The sequence below is a fragment of the Klebsiella sp. RC2 genome (assembly GCF_014192815.1).
Taxonomy (GTDB): Bacteria; Pseudomonadota; Gammaproteobacteria; order Enterobacterales; family Enterobacteriaceae; genus Klebsiella; species Klebsiella variicola.
Window position 1 is genome coordinate 242,067 of record NZ_JACHYL010000003.1, and the last position, 24,442, is coordinate 266,508.

The window sequence follows — 24,442 nt, forward strand, 5'->3', positions numbered from 1 at the left end:
TGTTTTCCTTGTATCCCTAGGCTACTGGAAGTTGAGAGTTCCTAGGTAACCCCATACCGTTTTTCTTTGACAAATTCAGGTTCTCTCCAGTTAGGGCCTTTATCGGGAAGAGGTTGGCCTGTATGTTTTAGTTTTCCTTCCTTGAACAGTCTGTCATGAGTCCTTAGTAACTCACCATTAGCAACAACATCAAAGTTATACCTAACATACATACGGTCGATGCTAGGGTATGGAGTAATAGGTGAAAAATACAGAAGAACATCTTCCACACTTACATTTTTATAAATGCTTTCAAGATCTAGCATGATTTTTCCTCCTCTGTACTTCCTCACTCGAAATTAAATACGCCCTTCCCTACCTGATAATCGCTACTTCTTCGGCGACAACCGGCATGTTCAGGCGCTCTTTGTAGGCTACGCCGGAAGCGGCGAGGTCGACGTTGACCTTGTCCTGCTCGTCTTTCGATTTGGCTGCAATGTTGAATTTACTCATTATTAATCATCTACATACCGCACATCAAGAACCACATTCCCTTCCAGGTCCTTTCTCACAATATGAACATCTTCCTTAAATGGCGGCTTGGTTTGCTCGATAACAGTCACTGTGACTGTGCCAATTTTGTTCTGATTCTCGTCCAAGACAATGTAACTTCGATCTATGCGGCTAACTAAATGCCCCCTCCTGACTGTGCCGTCGTCCAAAAGAGTGTAGCCAGCTTCAAGGTTCATTTTTTCTTTAAACATAAATCCCCCTCAGGTTATGAAGGGGATTATATATCACTAACAGATTAGCTGCGCGGCTTTGCGTTCTGCGGGGGATTTAGGCAGCCTCCCTCCCCTGGCACATCTCCGGCAAATTAGCTCTCACCAATGCCTCGGCGGTCGTGAGTCGCCCCTGATGTCTGGTGATCCGAATCACTGCGCGGACGTACTCAACTGCTGACAGTGCTCTACAGGAAGTAACCACGAAAATGCTTGCAGCCATTACCGACGAATATAAAGCCAAAGGTAAAGCACGAATGGCACAAACGCTTCGTAGCGTCTGGATCGATTTGTTCAGGGAAGCACAACATGCGGGCGAAGTTGAGCCAGGATACAACCCGGCACTAGCTACCAGAAAAGTCGTTGCTCGAGTAAACCGCTCTCGACTGAATTTTGAAATGTGGCAAGCGATCTTTGAAGCGGCCAGCGATATGGCCCCTTACGTTCAAAACTCCATGCTGTTGGCGATAGTCACCGGACAAAGGCGCGGTGATCTCGCCAAAATGAAGTTCTCAGATGTTTGGGATGGATACCTGCACGTTAAGCAGCGAAAGACAGGTGTGAAACTTGCTATTCCACTCAATTTGCGCAGTGAGGTGCTGGACATTAGCCTGGCACAAGTGATCAAGCGCTGTAGGGATCGGGTTGTTAGCCCGTGGCTTCTTCACCACGTAACGTCCAGCGGGAAAGTAAAAGCCAGCGATCAGGTTGGCGAGAACAGCCTTAGCGTTTCCTTCAAACTCGCAGTGGATAGCACCAACCTTTCCATTGAAAGAGGGAAAACAATACCTACTTTCCATGAGCAGCGCTCACTGTCCGAACGTCTGTATGAAGCACAGGGAATCAACACCCATCAGCTGTTAGGGCACTCATCAGAAAAAATGACCGCGCAGTATCACTGCTATCGGAGTCTCGATTGGGTGAAAGTAAAGGTGTAGCTACGTGAAAAATTGGGCCGTACCTCCATGCAAATTTAGCAGAATTTAAAAATTTATTTTGTGGAAAAGTTTTGGAGGGATTTGGGGGAAGAAAAAATCGTAAAAAAACCGGGCATCGCGCCCGGTTATCGTGTCAGCCCGAAATGGCCCTACGCATTCAACCCGCGATTTTTCAGCATCGGCTCAATCTGTGGATCGTGCCCGCGCCACTGGCGATAAAGTTCAGCTAAATCAGTGCTATTGCCGCGCGACAGAATCGCTTCCCGGAAGCGCTGACCGTTCTCACGGGTCAAACCGCCCTGCTCCACAAACCACTGATAGCCGTCGTCGGCCAGCATCTGGGTCCACAGATAGGCATAATAGCCTGCCGCATAGCCGCCGCCAAAGATATGGGAGAAATAGCTGCTGCGATAGCGCGGCGGAACGGCCGCCAGATCCAGGTGTTCTTCCTGCAATATCTTCTGCTCAAACACATCCACGTCCTCCGGTATTGCCGAGGTCGACAGGCTATGCCAGCGCATATCGAGCAACGCAGCAGCCAACAGCTCGCTCATGTCGTACCCTTTATTGAAGGTTGCCGCACGCAACATATTGTCGCGTAGCGCCTCCGGCATCGGCTCCCCGGACTGGTAGTGCTTCGCGTAGTGGGCAAACACCTGCGGCTGGCTGGCCCAGTGTTCGAAAATCTGCGAAGGAAATTCGACAAAATCGCGCGGGGTATTGGTTCCGGAGAGACTGGCGTAACGCTGGCTGGCGAACAGCCCATGCAGGGTATGGCCAAACTCATGGAACAGAGTGATCACCTCATCCCACGACAACAGCGCGCTCTGCCCTGCCTGCGGCCGGGCGTAGTTGCAGACATTGTAGATAACCGGTCGCTGCTCCCGCAGGGTAGACTGTTCGACAAACACATCCATCCAGGCGCCGCCGCTTTTTGAGTCGCGTGCGTAGTAGTCACCGTAAAACAGCGCCATCCCTTCTCCGTTGTGATCGAAGATCTCCCAGACCCGAACATCCGGGTGATAGACGGGGATATCGAAGCGCTCGACAAAGCGGAGGCCAAAGAGCTGCGTGGCCGTCCAGAAGACGCCATCCTGCAGCACGCGCTCGAGAGCAAAATAGGGTTTAAGCTGCGCATCATCAATGGCAAAGGCAGCTCGCCGCACCTGTTCGCTGTAATAGAGCCAGTCCCATGCTGCGGCGCGAAACGCCCCGCCCTCGTTATCAATCACCTGCTGGATGTCAGCCAGCTCTCGTTCAGCCCGCGCCCGCGCAGCCGGCGCGATCCGGCGCATAAAAGTTAATGCCTCCGCCGGAGAGGCGGCCATTTGATCGGTCAGCGCCCAGCTGGCGTAATCGGCCGCGCCCAGCAGCTCCGCCTGCTGCGCGCGGATCGCCGCCAGTCGCAGCACCAGGCGACGTGTATCATGCTCATCACCCTGCTGATTGCGCGTCCAGCCGGCGGCAAAGAGATTCTCCCGCGTCTGTCGGTCGCGCAAAGAGAGCAGCGGCGGCTGCTGGGTGGTATTGGTCAGCGTCAGCAGCCAGCGGTCACTGAGCCCTTTTTCCCGCGCCGCGTCGGCGGCCGCCGCTATCTCCTCATCCGCCAGGCCATCCAGTTGATGTCGGTAATCAACCACCAGTCCACCGTTTTTGGCCGCCCCCAGCAACCGCTGCTGGAACTGACTTTGCAGGGTCGCCGCTTCGGTGTTCAGCGTGCGTAGCACCGCCTTCCGCGCTGGCGCCAGCGTCGCCCCGGCATGGACAAAACGTTGCCAGGTGAGGGTCAGGAGACGATGAGATTCGCTGTCTAACGCCAGCGCGTCACGCTGCTCATAGACGCTGTTCACTCGCTGAAATAAGGCCTCGTTAAGCCAGATGTCATTCCCCAGCTCGGCGAGCTCAGCGGAAAATTCTTCATCCAGAGACTGGATGAACGGGTTGGTGTGGGCGCCAGCCATGGCGAAAAAGACCCGCGTCACTCGCGCCAGCAGCTGTCCGCTCTGTTCAAGGGCCTCAAGCGTGTTGGCAAAATTCGCCGGCTCCGGGTTGTCGATTATCGCGCGGATCTCCGCGCGCTGCTGCCGGACACCCTCATCAAACGCCGGGCGATAGTGGTAGTCCTGGATGAGATCAAACGGGGGTGCCTGGTAAGGCAGCAAACTGACGCTAAAAAAGGGATTTTGTTCAGACATCTTTCTCTCCTGCACAGGCTAATCCTGTAAGATTAGGCTTCTCCTTAAGGGGTCGCAATGATTTCCGTTACCGGTCGCCGTCTGTGCGTGCTATGGTATGAAAACACAAAAAGCGTTGAGGAACAGTAAGATGATTATCATGGTTACCGGTGCCACCGCCGGTTTTGGTGAAAGTATTACTCGCCGTTTCGTCGCTAACGGCCATAAAGTGATTGCCACCGGACGTCGTGAAGAGCGCCTGAAGACGCTGAAAGACGACCTCGGTGACAACCTTTATATCGCCCAGCTTGACGTCCGCAACCGCGCCGCCATTGAGACGCTGATTGCCGATCTGCCCGCCGAGTGGCAGGCGATTGACGTCCTGGTGAATAACGCCGGTCTGGCGCTGGGTCTGGAGCCGGCGCACCGCGCCAGCGTTGAAGACTGGGAGGATATGATCGACACCAATAATAAAGGGCTGGTGTACATGACCCGCGCGGTCCTGCCGGGTATGGTGGAGCGCAATCGCGGGCATATCATTAACATCGGCTCCACGGCAGGTAGCTGGCCTTATGCCGGGGGCAACGTCTATGGGGCGACCAAAGCCTTCGTCCGTCAGTTCAGTCTGAATCTACGCACCGACCTGCACGGCACCGCCGTGCGCGTCACCGACATCGAGCCGGGTCTGGTGGGTGGCACCGAGTTTTCCAACGTCCGCTTTAAAGGTGATGACGCCAAGGCCGGGAAAACTTATGAGAACACCGAAGCCCTGACGCCGGAAGATGTGACCGAGGCGGTCTGGTGGGTGGCCACCCTGCCGAAGCACGTCAACATCAACACCCTGGAGATGATGCCGGTGAGCCAGAGTTTTGCCGGACTCAGCGTTCACCGCCAGGGCTAACCGTCAGCCACCCGGCCTGCGGGCCGGGTATGGGCGGAACCGCAAAAAACGCGTAAAATAGTGCGCATAATCCCTTAAAAAGTAATCATCAATGGCCGCAGAATCGCAACTGAACCCGACGCAACCTGTCAATCAGCAAATTTATCGCATCCTCCGCCGGGATATCGTTCACTGCCTGATCCCGCCTGGCACACCGCTGTCCGAGAAAGAAGTCTCCGTGCGTTTCGATGTGTCGCGTCAGCCGGTGCGCGAGGCCTTCATCAAGCTGGCGGAAAATGGGCTTATCCAGATACGTCCCCAGCGCGGCAGCTACGTCAATAAAATTTCCTTGTCGCAGGTGCGCAATGGTTGCTTTGTCCGCCAGGCGATTGAGTGCGCGGTGGTCCGCCGCGCCGCCGGCATGATTAACGATGAGCAGGTTTATCAGCTGGAGCAGAATCTCCATCAGCAGCGTATTGCCGTCGACAGACAACAATCAAACGACTTTTTCCTGCTTGATGATGAGTTTCACCAGAAGCTGTCGATCATTGCCGATTGTCAGTTGGCGTGGGATACGGTGGAAAATATTAAAGCCGCCATCGACCGCGTGCGCTACATGAGCCTGGACCATATCACCTCGCCGGAGATGCTCCTGCGTCAGCACCATGAGATTTTCACCGCGCTGGAAAAACGCGACGCGGAGGCAGTAGAGCAGGCAATGAATGTCCATCTGCATGAAATCAGCGAGTCCGTGTTACTGATCCGCCAGGAGAACCGCGACTGGTTTAGCGAAGATTAATGGTCAGACGGCTGCCCAGCGTGGCTGACGCAGCCGTCGTCATGAGGGGATTAACGGACGACCAGCACCGGCGTTTTGGCGTAGCGCAGAATCGACTCGGCGTTGGAGCCCAGCAGATGGGTGGAGATGCCCGGTTTGCGGGATCCAACCACTATCACATCGAACTCTTCGTTATTACTGATAGCCAGAATTTCGTCGCGCACGTTACCAAAGACCACCCGGGTATGGATCCGCGACATCGGAATGTCGAACAGTCGCGCCACCTCGCGCATCTTTTTCTCCGACTCTTCTTTCATATAGGCTTCAAATTTACGAATATCCGCCGTAAAGCCGCGTAATAGTGAACGACTGCTGTTCGGCAGAACGTTGAGCAATGTGATTTCACCGTTTTCTGCAGTGGCGAGGAATTCCGCGTGACGCACAGCTTTATCGCTTAAATCCATTTCAAAGACATCAACAGGCAATAAAATTTTTTTATACATGGCCCGTACTCCTTTTCCAGAGAAAGTTCTTTTTCAATGACTTAACTATGCCATTATGGCAGTAAATTACCAGCCATTATTCGGAAAAATAACAGCTAATTATCTTTAGTAAATCAGGGAAATATAGAGTTATGTATAGACATTGCGTTCGATCATCTTTTCAGCGCGCTAAAACCGATCGACAGCAAAAAAGAAATATCAGCGGAAGGTGGCAGAGATAACAAAATAGCCGGTGCCGACGACGAGGCCGACACCGGAAGCGGATTATTGCTCGGCAGCCCACGCGGCGACAGTGGCTTTGGCCCCCTGCCGCTGCAGCGCCAGATAGGCGCGGGTCACCGCCGAGACGAAACGGGGCTCCTGCGGCAACGCCAGGCCGAAGATCGCCTCAATACCCAGCAGCGCTTTCACCCGCGCTTCACCCTCGGCGCTGGCCGCCACCGCCTGTTGGATAACCGGCAACAGCGGATCGCAAATCTCAATCGCCTGGCCGGCATCGTCAACGCCGCCGACATAGCGCATCCAGCCCGCCACACCGAGCGCCAGCAGCGTGAAATCTTGCTGGTGCGCCAGATGCCAGCGTACGGAGTCCAGCATGCGCTGCGGCAACTTCTGGCTGCCGTCCATGGCTATCTGCCAGGTACGGTGCTTCAGCGCCGGATTGCAGTAGCGGTCAATTAGCAGACTGGCATAGCGCGGAAGATCCACCCCCTGCACTTTCAGCGTCGGCGCCTGTTCGTCCAGCATCAGCGCCAGCGCCGCGCGGCGGTAGTTGTCATCCTGCATACAGTCGTTGATGTGCTGATAACCGGCCAGATAGCCCAGGTACGCCAGGAACGAGTGGCTACCGTTGAGCATCCTCAGCTTCATCTCTTCAAAAGGCACTACATCGGCGACCAGTTCCGCTCCCGCTTTTTCCCACTGCGGACGTCCGGCAACAAAGTTATCCTCAATCACCCACTGCCGGAAAGGTTCGCAGGCCACCCCGGCCGGGTCGCGCACGCCGGTCAGTTGTTCAATTTTATCGAGGGTTTCCGCGGTAACGGCCGGGACAATGCGGTCCACCATGGTCGATGGGAAGGTGACGTTCTGTTCAATCCAGGCCGCCAGCTCCGCGTCCAGCGCCCGGGCGTAGGCGCAGACGACATTGCGCATCACGTGACCGTTTTCCGGCATGTTGTCGCAGGACATCACGGTAAAAGCCGGCAAGCCTGCCGCCCGACGGCGAGCCAGAGCCTCCACCACCACGCCCGGCGCCGATTTTGGCTGGCGCGGGTTGTGCAGATCGGCGACGATCAGCGGGTGATCGAGCTGCAGCTCGCCGCTGGCCGGCGAATGACAATAACCTTTCTCGGTAATGGTCAGGGAGACAATGGCTACCTGAGGCTCACACATCGCCGCCAGCACCGCTTCGAGGCCATCAACCTGGGCGTGCAGCGCCTGCTTCACCACCCCAACCACGCGTGCGGTCCAGGCGTCGGCGGACATTTCGGCCACAGTGTACAGCCGATCCTGCTGGCGGAGGTCGGCGATCTGCTGCTCGCCGCCGATGAGATTGACTTCGGTATAGCCCCAGTCGCTGCCATGTTCACTGGCAAGAATATCGGCATATACCGCCTGATGGGCGCGGTGGAATGCGCCAAAACCAAGGTGCACGATACGGGGGATCAGCGCGCTGCGATCGTAGCCTGGCAGCATGGCGTTGGCGGTTAAAAGGGTGTTTTCCATGATGACTCTCGTTGTTATGTGTCTCATCAACCATTCTCGGGGAGAACTCTCGAGGAGAATGCCTTTGTGTCTCAACCATCGCACGCAATTGGTATAACATCTTTGATTTCTGTCAACTACCATACAAGAAGATATGATCGGTTCGCTGCCGGGAGTGAACCGTCACAAAATCATCGCTGATGGAATGGGAAACAGTCGCCGCGAGGAAATAAAAGAAGTCGACGAATGACACACCGGCCACGCGTCCCTGCGGGCCTGTCATTTAACCGGGAGTCCGGTCTGGCGGTTAGTCGATACGGGTTTTAACGATAAAGAAGTAGCACAACGCCCCGGTGAAGGTCACGCCGGCGGCGATCACCAGCGCCAGATTAAAAGAATGAGTGGTATCCACCACCCACCCGGTGACGATCGGCGCAAAGGAGGCAAACACAAAGCTGCCAAAGTTCTGGATCGCTGCCACCGAAGCCACTTTATGCTCTGCCACCAATACCTGCACCAGCCCCCAGGCCGACGTCCCGGCAAAATGGACGCAAAACAGCGCCATGGAGATAAAAGCCACCGCCTGGGTCGGCGTGGAGGATTGCACCACCAGCAGGGTGCCCAGGGCCGACAGCACCAGACCGATCACGATCGCCGTTTTCCGGGTTTTCGCCAGATCGTAACCTCTGCGCGCCAGGGCATCGACCACCAGGCCATTGACCCACATCCCCACCGCCGCCGCAAGGAACGGGATCGCCGCCACCCAGCCGGTACGGGCCAGGCTTAATCCCTGCTGTGCCTGCAAATAGCCGGGCAACCAGGCGATATACAGCCAGCCGGTGTAGTTCACACCGGAAAAGCCCAGAATCATCCCCCAGGTGGTGCGCCGTTTAAACAGAGCCAGCCATTCGCTAAATTTCAGCGCCGGGCGGGCCACCTCCTCGCTGGCCAGATACTGCTGCTCCTCTTCCATAAGGGTGAAGTGCCGGCGATTTCGGTAGCCCACATACCAGCACAGACCGATCACGATACCGGCTAAGCCAATCACCACAAACATCGTTCGCCAGCCCCAGGCCAGTTGCATAATAACCAGAGCCGGTGGCGCAATGGCCTGCCCCAGCACCGTCGAGGAGTTAAATATCCCCACCGCCGTACCGCGCTCTCTTTGCGCATACCAGTCATTGATTGATTTCACACCGGCGGGCATAAATGGCGCTTCACCAATCCCGAGGCCAATGCGCAGCAGAATAAAATGCGAGAACGAATTGACCATCCCGGTCAGGGCCTGCATTGCGGACCAGAAAATCAGTCCGGCGCCGAGCACAATGCGCGGTCCAACGCGATCCAGCAATATTCCCGACGGCAATTGTGCGAAGCCGTAGGAGAGCGAAAAGGCGGAGAGCAGCACCCCAAACTCGGTGGCGCTGAGTCCCAGGTCGGCGCGTATCGCCTCCCCGGCGACGCTCAGCGAAGAGCGGTCAAGAAAGTTGACGATACCGGCGATAAACAGCAGCGTCAGGGTGATCTTCTGCACCCGACGGATACGCAGCGGCGTCGCCCCCGTCCGGGCGGCAAGTGTCTCGATAGCCATCGTTGTTCCTTACAGAGTCATAACAAAAGAGAATGTCTGATAAGTAAGGCAACAGGTCGACTACCATACAAGAATTAAGGTTTAAAAAAGTGGCAGCGATCACACAAGGCGAGCTCAGGCCCGCCCCCAGCCCGCCACGATGATCAGCATGCCGCACAGGGCGATGATCGCCCCGGCCCAGTCGTAATGGCTGAGCTTGACGCCATCCACGACCCGCAGCCAGAGCAAGGCGGTACAGACGTACACCCCACCGTAGGCGGCATAGACCCGCCCGCTGGCGGCAGGATGGAGCGTCAGGAGCCAGACAAACAGCGCCAGCGCCAGGCCGGTGGGGATCAACAGCAGCGGCGTGGCCCCGCGCTTTAACCATAGCCACGGCAGATAGCAGCCGATGATTTCGCACAGGGCGGTGGCAAAGAACAGGAGCGTTGTTTTGAGCATTAAAAGATTCGTAAATGAGACAAAGCGTTGAACCATTCTACGCGATAATGGCTTCTGCCCCACGCTGTTTTGTCGGCTATGCCCGGCAAAAGAGCTGTAGTAAACTTAGCCTGAGGGTTAACCCATCACTTAAAGGAAACCGTGATGAACATGACACTGAACAAACGCTGGTGCCTGACCGCCATTCTGGCGTTGAGCGCCGTGGTCTATACCTCCAGCTCCTTCGCCGCCACCGACCGGCTGGTGATTGAATCTGGCGACAGCGCGCAAAGCCGTCAGCAGGCGTCGATGGAAAAAGAGCAATGGAACGACACCCGCAGCCTGCGCCAGAAGGTCAATAAGCGGGCGGAAAAAGAGTGGGACAAAACCGATGTGGCCTTCGACGCGCAGGATAACTGCCAGAAGAGCGCCAACGTCAATGCCTACTGGGAGCCGAACACTCTGCGCTGCCTTGACCGCCGCACCGGCCGGGCAATCAATCCCTGATCCGCTTCCTGTCAACGCTGGCGCCTGCGGGCGCCGCCTTTCATAACGCGCTGTTCAGCTTTAACCACAGGATTACCCATGACCGACGCGCTACACGTCAAACTCCGCCCCCTCGAACGGGAAGATTTGCGCTTTGTCCACCAGCTCGATAACAACGCCAGCGTCATGCGCTACTGGTTTGAAGAGCCGTACGAGGCCTTCGTTGAGCTCTCCGATCTGTACGACAAACATATCCACGATCAAAGCGAGCGTCGCTTTGTCATCGAATGCAATGGCGATAAAGCCGGGCTGGTAGAGCTGGTTGAAATCAACCATGTTCATCGGCGGGCCGAGTTCCAGATCATTATCTCACCGGACTTCCAGGGAAAAGGCCTTGCCACTCGCGCGGCGCGGCTGGCCATGGACTACGGTTTTACGGTTCTTAATCTGTATAAGCTGTATTTGATTGTCGATAAAGAGAATGAAAAAGCGATCCATATTTACCGCAAGCTTGGCTTTATCGTCGAGGGTGAACTCATCCATGAGTTTTTCATTAACGGCGAGTACCGCAACACCATTCGCATGTGTCTGTTCCAGCACCAGTATCTGGCCGAACACAAAACCCCAGGACCGGCCCTGCTGAAGCCGACGGCTCAGTAATAATCAATGCGGTTCTTGATGGTGTAATGGCGTGTCAGCGGCGGCTGCACGCTTTCATCAATCACCTGCAGCTCACAGCTCAGCGGATTGTCGTGGCGATCGTAGTCGCAGGTCTGGCGTACCGTGCCCAGCGTGCGTTCGTTGAAGGTGCTGATGGCGGTGTAGTCCATTTTCTTGCGCGGATCTTTCGACGGCGTGGAAGCGACGGTAAATTGCTCTTCTTTGGCGGTGGTGGTTTTTCCCAGCGGATAGCCATCGCTGTCATAGCGGTAGGTGGCGGTGGTCTCTTTGCCACGGGCGCGAATAATAAAACCGTTATCATCCGTCTCCCAACTCACCCCCGTGGCGGGCATCTCTGCCAGCTGACACTTGCCCTGCAGGCGCAGTCGCTTCTCGTGGGTGCGCCCATCGACGTAATAGTTGGCATCCAGCAGCAGCGTGGCGCCGGTATTGTTCTCCACATCTTCCAGGGTCAGCAGATCGAAACATCCCTCTTTTGACAGCTGAGCGCTCACCTTCTTGACCACCACATCGTGTTCATCCAATAGCGTCTGGCTAAAATCTTTCACCGGCCCGCGCAGCGGATCGAACTCAAACTCATTGGAAAAACTCGCCATCTCCGGGGTGAAGGCTTCCGGGGCGCTTTGGCGGTCGCACGCCGTCAGCAGCAGCGCTGCCGGGATCAGCCAATACAATCTTTTCACAGGCGATTCCTTTTGTGTACACCAGATCATATTAGCAAATACAATTGTTTACACCAGTTCTGCTATGCTTAATTCTGGATAACATCGATAAGGAGTGTAAGATGAAACTATCCCTCTGGACAGGCGCCGCACTACTGCTGTGCTCCACGGCCGTGCTGGCGGCCCCCGACTCTTGTGAACGGGTCAAAAGCGACATCCAGCAGAAGATCATCAACAATGGCGTACCGGAAACCGCCTTCAGCCTGGCCATTGTGCCAAACGATCAGGCAGACCAGCCCGGGGTTCAGGTGGTCGGTCATTGCGCCAATGACACCTTCAAAATCACCTATACGCGTAACAGCGACAGTCCCGCCGAAAACGACGCTCAGTAAGCCCACTTCGGTTTCAAATGAAAGATCTTATCCCTGCATTGACCAGGGATAAGATCTGCTGGCTACCCATAACGTATTATCGCTCACCCCTGCGTCTGTTAATGACGTGGCGGCCCTTCTCCGCACAGCATAACTATCATGGAGTGAGCAATGTCGAATCAGGAATCCCCCGGCGGCGTCTCCCGACGCGCGCTACTCAAATCCACAGCCCTCAGCTCTCTGGCGCTGGCCGCCGGCGGGCTTACCCTGCCCTTTACACTGCGCAGCGCCGCGGCAGCAGTACAACAGGCTACTGGCGACAACACCCGCATTGTCTGGGGCGCCTGTTCGGTCAACTGCGGTAGCCGCTGCGCCCTGCGGCTGCACGTGCGGGATGATGAAGTGGTTTACGTCGAAACGGATAATACCGGCGACGACCGCTACGGCGACCACCAGGTCCGCGCCTGCCTGCGCGGGCGCTCTATTCGTCGGCGCATCAATCATCCGGATCGCCTTAACTATCCCATGAAGCGCGTCGGCAAGCGCGGGGAAGGCAAATTTGAACGCATCAGCTGGCAGGAGGCGCTGGATATCCTCGCTGACCGTCTGAAAAGCACCGTTGCCCAGTATGGCAATGAAGCCGTGTACATTAACTACTCTTCGGGGATCGTCGGCGGCAACATCACCCGTTCGTCGCCTTCAGCGTCGCCGGTAGCGCGGCTGATGAACTGCTACGGCGGCTCGCTTAACCAGTACGGTACCTACAGCACCGCACAGATTGCCTGCGCGATGCCCTATACCTACGGCAGCAACGACGGCAACAGTACTTCGGATATTGAAAACAGCAAGCTGGTGGTGATGTTCGGCAATAACCCGGCGGAAACCCGGATGAGCGGCGGCGGCATTACCTGGTATCTGGAGCAGGCTCGCGAGCGCTCTAACGCGCGGATGATCGTTATCGACCCGCGCTACACCGATACCGCCGCCGGTCGGGAAGATGAGTGGATCCCTATTCGTCCCGGCACGGACGCCGCGCTGGTCGCCGGTATCGCCTGGGTGCTGATAAACGAGGATCTCGTCGACCAGCCATTCCTTGACAAATACTGCGTTGGCTACGATGAGAAAACGCTGCCGGTCGGGGCGCCGGTAAACGGCCACTACAAAGCGTATATTCTTGGCGAGGGTGACGACGGCGTCGCCAAAACACCGCAGTGGGCCTCGCGTATTACCGGCATCCCCGCCGATCGCATCATTAAGCTGGCGCGCGAAATCGGCATGAGTAAACCGGCTTATATTTGCCAGGGCTGGGGACCGCAGCGCCAGGCCAACGGCGAACTCTCCGCCCGCGCGATCGCCATGCTGCCGATTTTAACCGGCAACGTCGGCATCAACGGCGGCAACAGCGGCGCCCGCGAATCAACCTACACCATCACTATCGAACGTCTGCCGGTGCTGGAAAATCCGGTGAAGACCGCCATCTCCTGCTTCACCTGGACCGACGCCATCGCTCGAGGCCCGGAGATGACCGCCACCCGCGACGGCGTGCGCGGCAAAGAGAAGCTGGATGTGCCGATCAAGTTCCTGTGGAACTACGCGGGCAACACCATCATCAACCAGCACTCCGACATCAATAAGACCCACGAGATCCTGCAGGACGAAAGCAAGTGCGAGACCATTGTGGTTATCGACAACTTTATGACCTCGTCGGCGAAATACGCCGACCTGCTGCTACCCGATCTGATGACCGTTGAGCAGGAAGATATTATTCCCAACGACTACGCCGGCAATATGGGCTATCTCATTTTTATCCAGCCTGCTACCTCGGCGAAGTTCGAACGCAAACCGATTTACTGGATCTTAAGTGAAGTGGCGAAACGGCTCGGCGACGACGTGCATCAACGTTTTACCGAGCGGCGCACGCAGGCGCAGTGGCTGCAGCATCTGTATGCCAAAATGGTGGCGAAAGACCCGGCGCTACCTGGCTACGACGACCTGAAACAGATGGGCATCTACAAGCGTAAAGATCCGAACGGCCACTTCGTCGCCTATCGCGACTTCCGCCGCGATCCTGAAGCGCATCCGCTCAAAACCCCGTCCGGCAAAATTGAAATCTACTCCAGCCGTCTCGCCGAGATCGCCGCCCACTGGCAGCTGGAGAAAGACGAAGTTATCAGCCCGCTGCCGGTCTACGCCTCCACATTTGAAGGCTGGGACGATCCGCTGCGCAGTCAGTATCCGCTGCAGCTGTTTGGTTTCCACTATAAAGCGCGCACCCACTCCAGCTACGGCAACGTCGATGTATTACAAGCGGCCTGTCGCCAGGAGGTGTGGCTCAATCCGCTTGACGCGGAAAAACGCGGGATTAAAAACGGCGATATGGTGCGCGTCTTTAATCAGCGCGGCGAAGTCCGTCTTCCGGCGAAAGTGACGCCACGCATCATGCCGGGCGTGTCGGCGATGGGCCAGGGCGCCTGGCACGACGCGAATATGGCCGGAGACCGGATCGACCATGGCGCCTGCATGAATACGCTGACCACCCACCGCCCATCGCCGCTGGCGAAGGGGAATCCACAGCATACCAACCTGGTCGACATCGAAAAGGTTTAAGGAGTAAACCATGAGCACGCAATATGGATTCTTTATCGATTCCGCTCGCTGTACCGGGTGTAAAACCTGCGAACTGGCCTGTAAGGACTACAAGAATCTCACCCCGGAGGTCAGCTTCCGCCGCATCTATGAGTATGCCGGCGGCGACTGGCAGGAGGACAACGGCGTCTGGCAGCAGAATGTGTTCGCCTACTACCTCTCCATCGCCTGTAACCACTGCGAAGATCCGGCCTGCACCAAGGTCTGCCCAAGTGGGGCGATGCACAAGCGCGACGATGGTTTTGTGGTGGTCAACGAAGCGGTGTGCATTGGCTGCCGCTACTGCCATATGGCCTGCCCGTACGGCGCCCCGCAGTACAACGCCGACAAAGGCCACATGACCAAGTGCGACGGCTGTCACGAGCGCGTCGCCGAGGGGAAAAAACCGATCTGTGTCGAGTCCTGCCCGCTGCGTGCGCTCGATTTCGGGCCGATTGCCGAGCTGCGCGCCAAGCACGGCCAGCTGGCCGCAGTGGCCCCGCTGCCGTCGGCGCACTTTACCAGGCCGAGTATCGTAATTAAACCTAACGCCAATGCCCGTCCGTGTGGCGATACCACCGGTTATCTGGCAAATCCAAAGGAGGTGTGAGATGGGAAGCGGATGGCATGAATGGCCGCTGGTGCTGTTTACGGTACTGGGGCAATGCGTGGTCGGCGCGACCCTCGTCAGCGGGCTGGGCTGGCTATCGCTGACAAACCAACGCGAAGCGCAGCAGCGGCTGGTGCGCAGCATGTTTTTTATCTGGCTGCTGATGGGCATTGGTTTTCTGGCTTCGGTGATGCATCTCGGTTCGCCGCTGCGCGCGTTTAACTCGCTGAACCGCGTCGGCGCCTCGGCGCTGAGCAATGAAATCGCCAGCGGCGCCTTGTTCTTCGCCGTGGGAGGATTCTGGTGGCTGCTGGCGGTAGTGGGCAAAATGCCGGCGGCGCTGGGTAAAGCCTGGCTGGTGATCGCCATGCTGTTAGGCCTGCTGTTTGTTCTGGCGATGACCCGGGTTTACCAAATCGATACTGTGCCAACATGGTACAATGGCTACACTACCAGCGCGTTCTTCCTGACGGTGCTCCTCAGCGGGCCGCTGTTCGCCGCCCTGCTGCTGCGGCTGGCGAAAGTCGACTTTAACGGCTGGTTTTTTGCCGGACTCAGCGTGGCCGCGCTGGCAATCGGCGCCGTCGTTATCATCATGCAAAGCGCCGGACTCAGTACCATTCACAGTTCAGTCCAGCAGGCAGCCACCCTGCTGCCAGATTACGGCAAACTCCAGGCGTTACGCCTGATACTGCTGGCTCTCGGTCTTGGCTGCTGGCTGTGTCCGCTGATCCGCCGCCAACCGCCGCGCGCTACGGGGCTGCTGATCGGCCTGCTGCTGGTCTTGATCGCGGAATGTATTGGTCGCGGCCTGTTTTATGGTCTGCATATGACCGTCGGTATGGCAGTTGCCGGTTAATGAGACGGCGCGCTGGCGCGCGCCGCAGAAAGGAATAAGTAATGATGCCGATCCCAAACCGCGACGCTGTCGCGTTAAGCGCTCGCACCCTGGGCGCGCTGTTCTCTTATGCGCCGAATAGCGCGCACATTGCGCCGCTGGTCGCCGCCTTCCAGGACGGCAGCTGGCAGCAACAGTGGCCCTTCCCGGTAACCGCCCCACTGGCGTCAGCCTTTGCCGCGTCGACGGAAGAGTCATTACCAGAAGCCTGGCAACGCCTGTTTATCGGCCCGTGGGCCCTGCCGGCGCCGCCATGGGGATCCGTCTGGCTGGATAAAGAGTCAGTGCTGTTTGGCGATTCCACGCTGGCCCTGCGCGAGTGGATGCGCACGAACGGCATCGCACTGGACGCCGAGCGTAACGAACCGGAAGATCATTTCGGCACCCTGCTGCTGCTGGCGGCATGGCTGTGCGAGACGGAGCAGGATGCGTTGTTTGCCCAGCTGCTGGCCTGGCACCTGCTGCCGTGGTCCGGGCGCTTCCTGAGCGTCTTTGTCGACCATGCCGCCCACCCCTTCTACCAGGCGCTGGGTCAGCTGGCGCAGGCAACGCTGGCGCAGTGGCAGGAGAATCTGCCGATCGCCGTGGCGGAAAAAGCGCTCTATCGTTAACCCTTCACCGCGCCGGTATCCGGCGCGGTTTTATTTCGTCGCTTCCCAGCCCCTCACCCGCACTTATCGCTTTTGCATCTAAGGTTATTCCCTATCACAATAAGGCCATGTTTTCCGAACCTCGCCGTAACTGATGCACCGTCTTCATCCCTATCCTGATGTGCAGGTGATGTTTCGCCGCCTGCTGATCGCCACCCTGATTGGCCTTCTCGCCGCCCTGGCGGTGGCGCTGTTTCGCCATGCGATGGTGGTGCTGGAAACGCTGTTTCTTGGCAATGACAGCGGGAGCCTGGTCAACGCGGCGCAGTCGCTGCCGGCGTGGCGGCGACTGATTACCCCCGCGCTGGGCGGCCTGACGGCAGGGGCACTTCTCTGGCTGTGGCAGCGACGCAGCATCGCGCGCCCGCATGCCGCCACCGATTATATGGAAGCCCTGGAGACCGGCGACGGTTGCTTCGATACGCCGGCAAGTCTGGTGAAATCGCTGGCGTCATTGCTGGTCGTGGTCACCGGCAGCGCAATTGGCCGGGAAGGCGCCATGATCCTGCTGGCCGCGCTGGCGGCATCGCTGTTCGCCCGCCGCTTCACGCCGCAGACTGAATGGAAGCTGTGGGTCGCCTGCGGCGCGGCTGCCGGGATGGCCAGCGCCTATCATGCCCCGCTGGCCGGCAGCCTGTTTATTGCTGAAATTCTCTTTGGCACGCTGATGCTGGCCTCGCTTGGGCCGGTCGTTATCTCAGCGGTGATCGCCCTGCTGTTGACGCAATTCCTCAACGGCGGCGCCGCGCCGCTGTACCACGTCGTCCTGCAGCAGAACCTCAGCGCGCTGCACTATGGTTTAATGCTGGCGACTGGCCTGCTGGCCGGGCTGTGCGGCCCGCTGTTTATCTGGCTGATGGACTACAGCCACCGCGGGTTCGTCAAACTGAAACTGACGCCGCCGTGGCAGCTGGCGCTGGGGGGGCTGATTGTCGGCGGCTTATCGCTCATCACCCCGGCGGTGTGGGGCAACGGCTACAGCGTGGTGCAAAGCTATTTGCAGATGCCGCCGTCCGGCGTACTGCTGGCCGGCGTTTTCCTGTGCAAACTGCTGGCGGTGCTGGCCAGCAGCGGCTCCGGCGCGCCGGGCGGGGTCTTTACCCCCACGCTGTTTGTCGGCCTGGCGATGGGCATGCTGTTTGCCAGCGTCAGCGGGCTATGGCTACCGGGGAATGAAGAGATGGCTATGATGATCGGTCTGACCGGCATGGCGGCGTTTCTGGCTGCCACCACCCATGCGCCAATCATGTCGACCCTGATGATTTGTGAGATGACCGGGCAGTATGCGCTGCTGCCCGGCCTGCTGATCACCTGCGTGGTGGCGTCGGTGCTGTCGCGGACGTTACGCCGGGATTCGATCTATCGCCATCACGTTGCCGAGCATGTCTAAGTCGACGTAGCGGCTCAGCTCACGCTGTTCGGCGCGCGGCAGGTACGGCAGCTCGCCAATCAGCGGCGCCGGCAGCTTCTTACTGAGGACATCGATGATTTCAGCGTAGTGCGCGAGACCGGGGTTGATGCGGTTGGCCACCCAGCCGATCAGCGGCAGCCCGTCATTGGCGATCGCCTGGGCCGTCAGCAGCGCATGGTTGATACACCCCTCCTGGATCCCCACCACCATCAGCACCGGGAGCTGCTCCTGTACCACCCATTCGGAGAGCGGTCGCAGGTCGTTCATCAGGCTGCGCCAGCCGCCGGTGCCTTCAACCACCACGTGATCGACCTGACCGGCCAGTCGCTGCAAACCATCCGACAGCAAACCGTAGTTGATCGGGCAGCTGTGCGCCACGCTGCTTTCGTCTTCACTTAACGCTATGGGATTGACAGCCTCATACGGCAACGCCAGCGTGGAGACGCTCTGCAGCACCAGCGCGTCTTTGTTACGCAAACCGTCTGGCGTCTCTTTGCTGCCCTTCGCCACAGGCTTGTACCCGGCCACGCTTTTGCCTCTGGCAGCAAGTGCCTGCAACAGCGCACGGGAAACCACTGTCTTCCCGACAGAGGTGTCTGTACCTGTAATAAAGAAACGCTTAAACATCACTAACCCCACAGTTTTGTCGATGAAATATACGGGAGAGAAATAATCAACAGTGGGCAAAGTCTACGTGATGCCGCCAGAGGTCGGCTTGAGATAGCGCAATTTTTGGTGTGACTATGAAAAAATGTTAACCCTGTAACAGTCGTATGAGTAAGGATCCGTTATAGAGCGCATCCTTGACCAGCGCCGCGCCAGCCATCGTGCCACGATTGGAAAATTGGGTGCTTTCAACCGCGATATGCTGGCTGTAGGCCGGGAGCGATTGTTGCCGAATGCAGCTGGAAATTGCCGGAAAAAGGATATCTGCCGCCAGATTAAACGGCGAGCCAATCAGAATTTTCTGCGGGTTAAACAGATTGACCATGATCGCCAGAATCCGCCCGACGTGGTTACCCACGCCGCTGATAATGTCTCTGGCCAGCAGATCGCCCTGCAGCGCGGCCTGGCACAGCCACTCCACGCTCAGCGGACGCTGGTGCAGCAGCGAGCTCATCGACTGGGCCATGCGCATCTGCGCCAGCTCCAGCACGCTCTCTACGCTGGCAATGGTTTCCAGACAGCCATGGTTGCCGCAGTAGCAGCGCTTGCCGTAGGGATCGACCTGAGTATGGCCGATCTCCACCAGGCTGCTGCTGCCAGCATGCAGCAGGCGTCCGTCGGTGATAACCCCGGCGCCGACGTTATGATCGATGACCACCTGAATGACATCCCGGGCGCCGCGCGAGGCGCCGAACAACGATTCCGCCATAGTCCAGGCGCTGATGTCATGCTGAATGTAGACCGGCACCCCGGTATGGTTGGCCAGCACATCGCCCAGCGGCACATCTTTGACATCCTCATAAAACGGCATGCGATGAATAATGCCATTTTCGGTATCAATAATACCCGGCATCGTCATGGCGATGGAGGTGAGCCGTTCCAGCTTCTTCTGGTGGCGAATAAAGAACCGATCGATATGATCAATAATACGGGTCAGAAACGGCGTGCTGTCGGTGAGGGCCAGCTCCAGCTGATCCTCCACCACCAGCTGACTGCTTAAATCACGCAGCGAAAGGTGGATTTCGCCGCGGCTGATGCGCACCGCAAGATAGTGCCAGGCCTCGGTTTCTACCATCAACCCCACCGCCGGGCGGCCACGGCTGCCGGGCTCCTGGATCTCCGTCTCCTGCACCAGATGCGCTTCCAGCATCTCGCGGACAATCTTGGTGATGCTGGCGGGAGCCAGTTGCGCAAATCGGGAGAGGTCGATACGCGATACCGGGCCGAGCTGATCAATCAGGCGATACACGGCGCCCGCATTGGTCTGCTTAATTTGATCGATATGGCCTGGTTGACTATCCGCTACCACCATTGACTCCCTTTATTTTCGCGCTTCGAAATAAACTTTCGGCTATGGTGAAGCACTTCGATGGTGAACGTCAAATTTTTACTTAGCCTTGTGATTTACCGCACATTTCCAGCCCCTTTTCGCCTCAATTGTGCTCGGTTTTCCAGGCCAGCAGCGACTCGCGAAAGCGTTTTGCCAGCGCTCCCTGTTCATGATGTTTCGACCACACCAGCCACATCTCCGACACCGCATCCTGTTCGTCGATCGGCAGCCAGCGCATTTCACTGAGCTGTACGCGCTGAAAGGAGGCCGGCAGGATAGACACCCCCAGTCCGGCGGCCACCAGACCAATAATGGTCATCGCCTCCCCCACCTCCTGGGCAATCACCGGCGTATGACCGTAACGACGCAGCAAGCCGAGGATATCGTCATACAGGCCGGTACCCACGTGCGGGTCGAAAAAGACGAAGGGTTCGCGCGCCAGCGCCGCCAGGCTGACCGAGGGCTGGCGGGCCAGCGGATGGTCGGCCGGGACCATCGCCAGCAACGGCTCGCGCAGCACCCGCTCCCACGCCAGGGTGTCCGGCAGTTGGGTATTGCGCAGGAGCCCCAGATCGAGAGCCCCCTCGCTCAGTGGCACAATCTGTTCGCGAGTGTTGGTCTCGCGGGTCAAAATATGCACATCCGGGTAGCGCTGACGAAACATCGACAACGTATCGGATACCGCCTTGATAAAGGGGGCCGAGGAGGTAAAGCCGATACGCAGTTCGCCGGTTTCACCGTGATGCAGACGCGCAGCGCGGGCGGCCGCGTCATCCACCTGGGCAAGAATTTGTCGGCTATCGGCGAGAAACTGCTTTCCGGCCGCCGTCAGACTGACGCTGCGATTGGTGCGCGCGAACAGGCGGGCACCGGTCTGCTGCTCGAGGATCTGAATTTGCTGGCTTAACGGCGGTTGAGAAATATTCAGTCGCGCTGCGGCCCGGCCAAAATGTAATTCCTCGGCGACGGCGACAAAATAGCGCAGATGACGCAACTCGATATTCATATTTAAAACGTCTTATTTGAGATTATTAATATATTAGACAGAATATTTACATTTTCATACCCTAAAAATGTGAGCTGAATGGTCACAACATTCTGTTGGTAAGCAGCAACTTCTACGCAAGGAATTCTCTGTGAGTCGTACAACAACCGTTGACACCGTGCCGGCGGGCGAGGTCAGCGTCGCTGGTGCATCCCGCCCGGATCAGTTTATTAAGCGCGGCACCCCGCAATTTATGCGCGTCACCCTCGCGCTGTTCTCCGCCGGTTTGGCCACCTTTGCTCTGCTCTACTGCGTGCAACCGATCCTGCCGGTGCTGTCGAACGAGTTCGGCGTCTCCCCGGCCAGCAGCAGTATTTCACTCTCCATTTCCACGGCGATGCTTGCGGTGGGCCTGTTGTTTACCGGCCCGCTGTCCGACGCCATCGGGCGCAAGCCGGTGATGGTCACCGCCCTTCTGCTGGCCGCCTGCTGCTCGCTGCTGTCGACCATGATGACCAGCTGGCACGGCATCCTCATTATGCGTGCCCTGATCGGCCTGTCGCTGAGCGGCGTGGCGGCGGTCGGCATGACCTACCTGAGTGAGGAGATCCACCCCAGTTTCGTCGCCTTTTCGATGGGGTTATATATCAGCGGCAACTCCATCGGCGGCATGAGCGGCCGCTTGCTGACCGGGGTCTTTACCGATTTCTTCGGCTGGCGCGTGGCGCTGGCGGTGATCAGTGGCTTCGCGCTGGCCGCGGCCATCATGTTCTGGCGCATTCTGCCCGAGTCGCGCCATTTCCGCTCGACCTCGCTGCGACCGAAAAACTTGCTGATCAACTTCCGTCTGCACTGGCGCGACCGCGGTCTGCCGCTGCTGTTCGTCGAAGGTTTTCTGCTGATGGGCGCTTTTGTCACCCTGTTTAACTATATTGGCTACCGGCTGATGATGTCGCCATGGTCGCTAAGCCAGGCGGTGGTAGGCCTGCTGTCGGTAGCTTATCTCACCGGGACCTGGAGTTCACCGAAGGCAGGGGCCATGACCGTACGCTTTGGCCGCGGACCGGTGATGCTAGGCTTTACCGCTGTCATGCTCTGCGGACTGCTGCTGACGCTCTTTTCTTCCCTGTGGCTTATTTTCATCGGCATGCTGCTGTTTTCCGCTGGCTTCTTCGCCGCGCATTCCGTCGCCAGCAGCTGGATTGGCCCACGCGCCCGCCGCGCCCGCGGTCAGGCGTCATCGCTGTATCTGTTCAGCTATTATTTGGGTTCAAGTCTTGCCGGGACGTTAGGCGGGGTATTCTGGCATCACTACGGCTGGAACGGCGTCGGTGGGTTTATCGCGCTGCTGCTCCTTGCCGCGCTGTTGACCGGCACCTGCTTACATCAACGACTGAAATAGTCGCGTGTGACGTGGCCTGCGGGCCACGGTTCACCACATGCCCATAATGGAAGACAAGCCCATCAACTCTCTGACGGCATCAACGGACAGCAGTGCAATAAACAGCCAGGTGAACGGATTCATAAACCACCCCCGAACCTCCAGACCTGTGTAATCGATCACAGTTTAGTACCGATATGTTACCGTTTTCTGTCACACCGATCACAGAGGTGAGCTTATTCTCCCGCCATGTGTCTTTCCCTTCCCGTATGCGCAACGCTCGACCCGCCGGGCGTATCAGGATAGTGTAGAAGGATACCGATAACCTGTTCATTCACCTGTCACGGACCGAACGCCACTATGACTGAAAATACGCCTTATCAGCAGCTTACTCGTACCTTTCAGCGCCTGTCGCGCTTTTCGCATCTCTCCGCCATCGCTGGCTGGGATATGTTTGCGATGATGCCCCCAGGTGGCAGCGCCGCCCGGAGCGAAGCGCTGGCGGAGCTCGGCGTGCTGCAGCATCAGATCCTGACCGATAAAAAAGTGGGCCAATGGCTGCAGGAGGCCCGCCAGCAGGACCTCAACGACGTCGAGCAGGCCAATCTGCGGGAGATGCAGCGTCAGTACGATCAGGCCGCGCTGCTGCCGGAGAGCCTGGTGGAAGCAAAATCTCTTGCCGGCAGCCGCTGTGAGCATGCCTGGCGCAGTCAGCGTCCCGCTAACGACTGGGCTGGCTTTGCCGACAATCTTCGCGAGGTGGTCAGGCTGAGCCGTCAGGAAGCGCAGATCCGCGCCGATGCCAGAGGCGGCTCACGCTACGACGCGCTGCTCGATATTTTCGAACCAGATATGACCAGCGCCCGGCTGGATAGCCTGTTTGCCGACCTCAAGTCCTGGCTGCCTTCCCTGCTGCGGCAAGCGGTCGCTAAGCAAGCGACGCAGACATTACTCGCCCCGCAGGGGCCTTTCCCGATTGCCGCTCAGCGCGAGCTGGGCCTGCAGGCCATGCGCATCCTCGGCTTTGACTTCGACGGCGGGCGCCTCGACATCAGCGCTCACCCGTTCTGCGGCGGCGTCCCGCAGGATGTGCGCATCACCACCCGCTACAACGAAAACGACCTGCTCAGCGCCCTGTTCGGCGTGATCCACGAAACCGGCCACGCCCGCTATGAACAGAATCTGCCTCGCCCGTGGGTCGACCAGCCGGTAGGACTCGCTCGCTCCACCGCTATCCACGAGTCGCAGAGCCTGTTTTTTGAAATGCAGCTGGGACGTAGCGAGCCTTTCCTCAACCGCCTGTTACCGGCGGTGCGTGAGCGTTTTGGCGATCAACCAGCCTTTAGCAGCGACAACTTTGTCGCCTGGAATCAGCGGGTGAAACCGGGCTTTATTCGCGTCGATGCCGATGAGGTCAGCTACCCGGCGCATGTGATCCTGCGTTATGAAATTGAACGCGCGCTGATTGACAGCGAGATTGAAGTAGATGATATCCCGGCGCTGTGGGACGAGAAGATGCAGCACTGGCTGGGGCTGTCGACCACCGGCAACTACCGGGACGGCTGCATGCAGGATATTCACTGGACCGACGGCGGATTCGGCTATTTCCCTTCCTATACGCTGGGTGCGATGTATGCCGCCCAGCTGATGGCCGCCACCCGGCGCGCGCTGCCGACGTTAGACCGCGATATTGCGGAGGGCGATTTCAGCGCCCTGTTCGACTGGCTGCGGCAGAATATCTGGCAGCATGGCAGCCGCTTCTCCACCTCGCAGCTGATCCAGCAGGCCACCGGCGAGGATCTCAACAGCCGCTACTTCCGCGAACACCTTACCGACCGCTATCTGTGATCGTACGCGCCGGGTTGCCCGGCGCGTCCTTCCACTCCCCACGGCCAGGCGTGTTGTACATTCGGTTACACGCCGATACCAAACAC

At 58.0% G+C, this 24,442-nt stretch carries 25 protein-coding genes and 1 pseudogene; 13 read left to right on the forward strand and 13 right to left on the reverse strand.

The window, feature by feature from the left end; translation table 11 throughout:
* Positions 1 to 41: 41 nt before the first annotated feature.
* The 3 genes and pseudogenes from FHW76_RS10790 to FHW76_RS10800 all read right to left on the reverse strand — a co-directional run bounded on the left by FHW76_RS10790 (position 42) and on the right by FHW76_RS10800 (position 743).
* On the reverse strand, positions 42 to 305 hold the full coding sequence (locus FHW76_RS10790; protein WP_032755662.1) for a hypothetical protein: 264 nt from the start codon (positions 303 to 305) through the stop codon (positions 42 to 44).
* Positions 306 to 366: 61 nt separating this feature from the next.
* Positions 367 to 492 (reverse strand): annotated as a pseudogene (locus tag FHW76_RS10795) (DNA polymerase III subunit theta); the annotation flags it as partial.
* A 2-nt stretch (positions 493 to 494) separates the two neighbouring features.
* A complete protein-coding gene (locus FHW76_RS10800; RefSeq protein ID WP_183476654.1) occupies positions 495 to 743 on the reverse strand; it encodes a hypothetical protein in 249 nt (82 codons plus the stop codon).
* Positions 744 to 970: 227 nt separating this feature from the next.
* Here FHW76_RS10800 and FHW76_RS10805 point away from each other — a divergent pair, with 227 nt between their 5' ends.
* Complete coding sequence (locus FHW76_RS10805; protein ID WP_227543772.1) at positions 971 to 1,699, forward strand: tyrosine-type recombinase/integrase; 729 nt, start codon at positions 971 to 973, stop codon at positions 1,697 to 1,699.
* 149 nt (positions 1,700 to 1,848) lie between these two features.
* On the opposite strand, the gene dcp is transcribed toward FHW76_RS10805, so the two are convergent.
* Complete coding sequence (gene dcp, locus FHW76_RS10810; protein ID WP_110216937.1) at positions 1,849 to 3,894, reverse strand: peptidyl-dipeptidase Dcp; 2,046 nt, start codon at positions 3,892 to 3,894, stop codon at positions 1,849 to 1,851.
* A gap of 130 nt (positions 3,895 to 4,024) precedes the next feature.
* On the opposite strand from dcp, the gene ydfG reads away from it, so the two are divergent.
* Complete coding sequence (gene ydfG / locus FHW76_RS10815; RefSeq protein ID WP_008805005.1) at positions 4,025 to 4,774, forward strand: bifunctional NADP-dependent 3-hydroxy acid dehydrogenase/3-hydroxypropionate dehydrogenase YdfG; 750 nt, start codon at positions 4,025 to 4,027, stop codon at positions 4,772 to 4,774.
* 91 nt (positions 4,775 to 4,865) lie between these two features.
* Positions 4,866 to 5,552: a GntR family transcriptional regulator gene (locus FHW76_RS10820; protein WP_008805006.1), complete on the forward strand. Its 687-nt coding sequence runs from the start codon at positions 4,866 to 4,868 to the stop codon at positions 5,550 to 5,552.
* 50 nt (positions 5,553 to 5,602) lie between these two features.
* Here the strand turns inward: FHW76_RS10820 and FHW76_RS10825 are convergent, their stop codons facing one another.
* The 4 genes from FHW76_RS10825 to FHW76_RS10840 all read right to left on the reverse strand — a co-directional run bounded on the left by FHW76_RS10825 (position 5,603) and on the right by FHW76_RS10840 (position 9,809).
* Positions 5,603 to 6,034, reverse strand: a complete 432-nt coding sequence (locus FHW76_RS10825) for a universal stress protein (protein WP_008805007.1) — start codon at positions 6,032 to 6,034, stop codon at positions 5,603 to 5,605.
* 264 nt (positions 6,035 to 6,298) lie between these two features.
* Complete coding sequence (locus tag FHW76_RS10830; RefSeq protein ID WP_180233788.1) at positions 6,299 to 7,762, reverse strand: mannitol dehydrogenase family protein; 1,464 nt, start codon at positions 7,760 to 7,762, stop codon at positions 6,299 to 6,301.
* A gap of 286 nt (positions 7,763 to 8,048) precedes the next feature.
* The gene (locus tag FHW76_RS10835; protein WP_183476656.1) at positions 8,049 to 9,332 is read right to left on the reverse strand and encodes an MFS transporter; all 1,284 of its coding nucleotides are present in this window, start codon (positions 9,330 to 9,332) and stop codon (positions 8,049 to 8,051) included.
* Between the two features lie 114 nt (positions 9,333 to 9,446).
* Complete coding sequence (locus FHW76_RS10840; protein WP_162493261.1) at positions 9,447 to 9,809, reverse strand: YnfA family protein; 363 nt, start codon at positions 9,807 to 9,809, stop codon at positions 9,447 to 9,449.
* 108 nt (positions 9,810 to 9,917) lie between these two features.
* Here FHW76_RS10840 and FHW76_RS10845 point away from each other — a divergent pair, with 108 nt between their 5' ends.
* Together FHW76_RS10845 and speG are read left to right on the forward strand one after the other, a co-directional pair.
* Positions 9,918 to 10,259, forward strand: coding sequence for a DUF1283 family protein (locus FHW76_RS10845; RefSeq protein ID WP_004206035.1), 342 nt, complete (start codon positions 9,918 to 9,920; stop codon positions 10,257 to 10,259).
* Between the two features lie 78 nt (positions 10,260 to 10,337).
* Complete coding sequence (gene speG, locus FHW76_RS10850) at positions 10,338 to 10,898, forward strand: spermidine N1-acetyltransferase (protein WP_008805012.1); 561 nt, start codon at positions 10,338 to 10,340, stop codon at positions 10,896 to 10,898.
* Here speG and FHW76_RS10855 read toward each other — a convergent pair.
* Positions 10,892 to 11,602 carry a YnfC family lipoprotein gene (locus FHW76_RS10855; protein ID WP_008805013.1) on the reverse strand — a complete coding sequence of 237 codons (711 nt, stop codon included), beginning with the start codon at positions 11,600 to 11,602 and terminating at the stop codon, positions 10,892 to 10,894. The genes speG and FHW76_RS10855 overlap by 7 nt on opposite strands.
* Before the next feature lie 101 nt (positions 11,603 to 11,703).
* Here FHW76_RS10855 and FHW76_RS10860 point away from each other — a divergent pair, with 101 nt between their 5' ends.
* From FHW76_RS10860 to clcB, 6 genes are all read left to right on the forward strand, one after another.
* Complete coding sequence (locus FHW76_RS10860; protein WP_023297556.1) at positions 11,704 to 11,973, forward strand: DUF1161 domain-containing protein; 270 nt, start codon at positions 11,704 to 11,706, stop codon at positions 11,971 to 11,973.
* A 150-nt stretch (positions 11,974 to 12,123) separates the two neighbouring features.
* Positions 12,124 to 14,559: a selenate/tellurate reductase subunit YnfE gene (gene ynfE / locus FHW76_RS10865; protein ID WP_064170108.1), complete on the forward strand. Its 2,436-nt coding sequence runs from the start codon at positions 12,124 to 12,126 to the stop codon at positions 14,557 to 14,559.
* 10 nt (positions 14,560 to 14,569) lie between these two features.
* Positions 14,570 to 15,187 (forward strand): DMSO/selenate family reductase complex B subunit, encoded by a 618-nt coding sequence (locus FHW76_RS10870; RefSeq protein ID WP_008805016.1) that lies wholly within the window; start codon positions 14,570 to 14,572, stop codon positions 15,185 to 15,187.
* Position 15,188: 1 nt separating this feature from the next.
* On the forward strand, positions 15,189 to 16,046 hold the full coding sequence (locus FHW76_RS10875) for a DmsC/YnfH family molybdoenzyme membrane anchor subunit (protein ID WP_044613037.1): 858 nt from the start codon (positions 15,189 to 15,191) through the stop codon (positions 16,044 to 16,046).
* A 41-nt stretch (positions 16,047 to 16,087) separates the two neighbouring features.
* Positions 16,088 to 16,696 carry a Tat proofreading chaperone DmsD gene (dmsD, locus tag FHW76_RS10880; RefSeq protein WP_008805018.1) on the forward strand — a complete coding sequence of 203 codons (609 nt, stop codon included), beginning with the start codon at positions 16,088 to 16,090 and terminating at the stop codon, positions 16,694 to 16,696.
* A gap of 133 nt (positions 16,697 to 16,829) precedes the next feature.
* A complete protein-coding gene (gene clcB / locus FHW76_RS10885) occupies positions 16,830 to 18,125 on the forward strand; it encodes a voltage-gated ClC-type chloride channel ClcB (RefSeq protein ID WP_064170109.1) in 1,296 nt (431 codons plus the stop codon).
* On the opposite strand, the gene bioD is transcribed toward clcB, so the two are convergent.
* From bioD to FHW76_RS10900, 3 genes are all read right to left on the reverse strand, one after another.
* Positions 18,078 to 18,773, reverse strand: coding sequence for a dethiobiotin synthase (bioD, locus tag FHW76_RS10890; RefSeq protein WP_012541855.1), 696 nt, complete (start codon positions 18,771 to 18,773; stop codon positions 18,078 to 18,080). The genes clcB and bioD overlap by 48 nt on opposite strands.
* Positions 18,774 to 18,900: 127 nt before the next feature.
* A complete protein-coding gene (gene mlc, locus FHW76_RS10895; protein ID WP_032691385.1) occupies positions 18,901 to 20,121 on the reverse strand; it encodes a sugar metabolism global transcriptional regulator Mlc in 1,221 nt (406 codons plus the stop codon).
* Positions 20,122 to 20,245: 124 nt separating this feature from the next.
* Positions 20,246 to 21,148 carry a LysR family transcriptional regulator gene (locus tag FHW76_RS10900; protein WP_008805022.1) on the reverse strand — a complete coding sequence of 301 codons (903 nt, stop codon included), beginning with the start codon at positions 21,146 to 21,148 and terminating at the stop codon, positions 20,246 to 20,248.
* Between the two features lie 130 nt (positions 21,149 to 21,278).
* On the opposite strand from FHW76_RS10900, the gene FHW76_RS10905 reads away from it, so the two are divergent.
* On the forward strand, positions 21,279 to 22,529 hold the full coding sequence (locus FHW76_RS10905) for an MFS transporter (RefSeq protein WP_008805023.1): 1,251 nt from the start codon (positions 21,279 to 21,281) through the stop codon (positions 22,527 to 22,529).
* 30 nt (positions 22,530 to 22,559) lie between these two features.
* On the opposite strand, the gene FHW76_RS26305 is transcribed toward FHW76_RS10905, so the two are convergent.
* Positions 22,560 to 22,652, reverse strand: coding sequence for a KPN_01571 family protein (locus FHW76_RS26305; RefSeq protein WP_004206050.1), 93 nt, complete (start codon positions 22,650 to 22,652; stop codon positions 22,560 to 22,562).
* 216 nt (positions 22,653 to 22,868) lie between these two features.
* Between FHW76_RS26305 and FHW76_RS10910 the strand changes: the two genes are divergently transcribed.
* Entirely contained in the window at positions 22,869 to 24,356 is a 1,488-nt protein-coding gene (locus FHW76_RS10910) for a carboxypeptidase M32 (protein WP_183476658.1), read from the forward strand.
* Positions 24,357 to 24,442: the final 86 nt, after the last annotated feature.

What these genes read in the sequence shown, in the direction of transcription:
- FHW76_RS10875 (WP_044613037.1), top strand. Translation starts at nt 15,189, where the DNA reads ATGGGAAGCGGATGGCATGAATGGCCGCTGGTGCTGTTTACGGTACTG.
- FHW76_RS10790 (WP_032755662.1), bottom strand. Translation starts at nt 305, where the DNA reads ATGCTAGATCTTGAAAGCATTTATAAAAATGTAAGTGTGGAAGATGTT.
- FHW76_RS10900 (WP_008805022.1), bottom strand. Translation starts at nt 21,148, where the DNA reads ATGAATATCGAGTTGCGTCATCTGCGCTATTTTGTCGCCGTCGCCGAG.
- FHW76_RS10820 (WP_008805006.1), top strand. Translation starts at nt 4,866, where the DNA reads ATGGCCGCAGAATCGCAACTGAACCCGACGCAACCTGTCAATCAGCAA.
- FHW76_RS10830 (WP_180233788.1), bottom strand. Translation starts at nt 7,762, where the DNA reads ATGGAAAACACCCTTTTAACCGCCAACGCCATGCTGCCAGGCTACGAT.
- dmsD (WP_008805018.1), top strand. Translation starts at nt 16,088, where the DNA reads ATGATGCCGATCCCAAACCGCGACGCTGTCGCGTTAAGCGCTCGCACC.
- dcp (WP_110216937.1), bottom strand. Translation starts at nt 3,894, where the DNA reads ATGTCTGAACAAAATCCCTTTTTTAGCGTCAGTTTGCTGCCTTACCAG.
- ydfG (WP_008805005.1), top strand. Translation starts at nt 4,025, where the DNA reads ATGATTATCATGGTTACCGGTGCCACCGCCGGTTTTGGTGAAAGTATT.
- speG (WP_008805012.1), top strand. Translation starts at nt 10,338, where the DNA reads ATGACCGACGCGCTACACGTCAAACTCCGCCCCCTCGAACGGGAAGAT.
- FHW76_RS10860 (WP_023297556.1), top strand. Translation starts at nt 11,704, where the DNA reads ATGAAACTATCCCTCTGGACAGGCGCCGCACTACTGCTGTGCTCCACG.
- FHW76_RS10805 (WP_227543772.1), top strand. Translation starts at nt 971, where the DNA reads ATGCTTGCAGCCATTACCGACGAATATAAAGCCAAAGGTAAAGCACGA.
- bioD (WP_012541855.1), bottom strand. Translation starts at nt 18,773, where the DNA reads ATGTTTAAGCGTTTCTTTATTACAGGTACAGACACCTCTGTCGGGAAG.
- FHW76_RS26305 (WP_004206050.1), bottom strand. Translation starts at nt 22,652, where the DNA reads ATGAATCCGTTCACCTGGCTGTTTATTGCACTGCTGTCCGTTGATGCC.
- FHW76_RS10800 (WP_183476654.1), bottom strand. Translation starts at nt 743, where the DNA reads ATGTTTAAAGAAAAAATGAACCTTGAAGCTGGCTACACTCTTTTGGAC.
- ynfE (WP_064170108.1), top strand. Translation starts at nt 12,124, where the DNA reads ATGTCGAATCAGGAATCCCCCGGCGGCGTCTCCCGACGCGCGCTACTC.
- FHW76_RS10910 (WP_183476658.1), top strand. Translation starts at nt 22,869, where the DNA reads ATGACTGAAAATACGCCTTATCAGCAGCTTACTCGTACCTTTCAGCGC.
- FHW76_RS10835 (WP_183476656.1), bottom strand. Translation starts at nt 9,332, where the DNA reads ATGGCTATCGAGACACTTGCCGCCCGGACGGGGGCGACGCCGCTGCGT.
- clcB (WP_064170109.1), top strand. Translation starts at nt 16,830, where the DNA reads ATGCACCGTCTTCATCCCTATCCTGATGTGCAGGTGATGTTTCGCCGC.
- FHW76_RS10840 (WP_162493261.1), bottom strand. Translation starts at nt 9,809, where the DNA reads ATGGTTCAACGCTTTGTCTCATTTACGAATCTTTTAATGCTCAAAACA.
- FHW76_RS10845 (WP_004206035.1), top strand. Translation starts at nt 9,918, where the DNA reads ATGAACATGACACTGAACAAACGCTGGTGCCTGACCGCCATTCTGGCG.
- FHW76_RS10870 (WP_008805016.1), top strand. Translation starts at nt 14,570, where the DNA reads ATGAGCACGCAATATGGATTCTTTATCGATTCCGCTCGCTGTACCGGG.
- FHW76_RS10825 (WP_008805007.1), bottom strand. Translation starts at nt 6,034, where the DNA reads ATGTATAAAAAAATTTTATTGCCTGTTGATGTCTTTGAAATGGATTTA.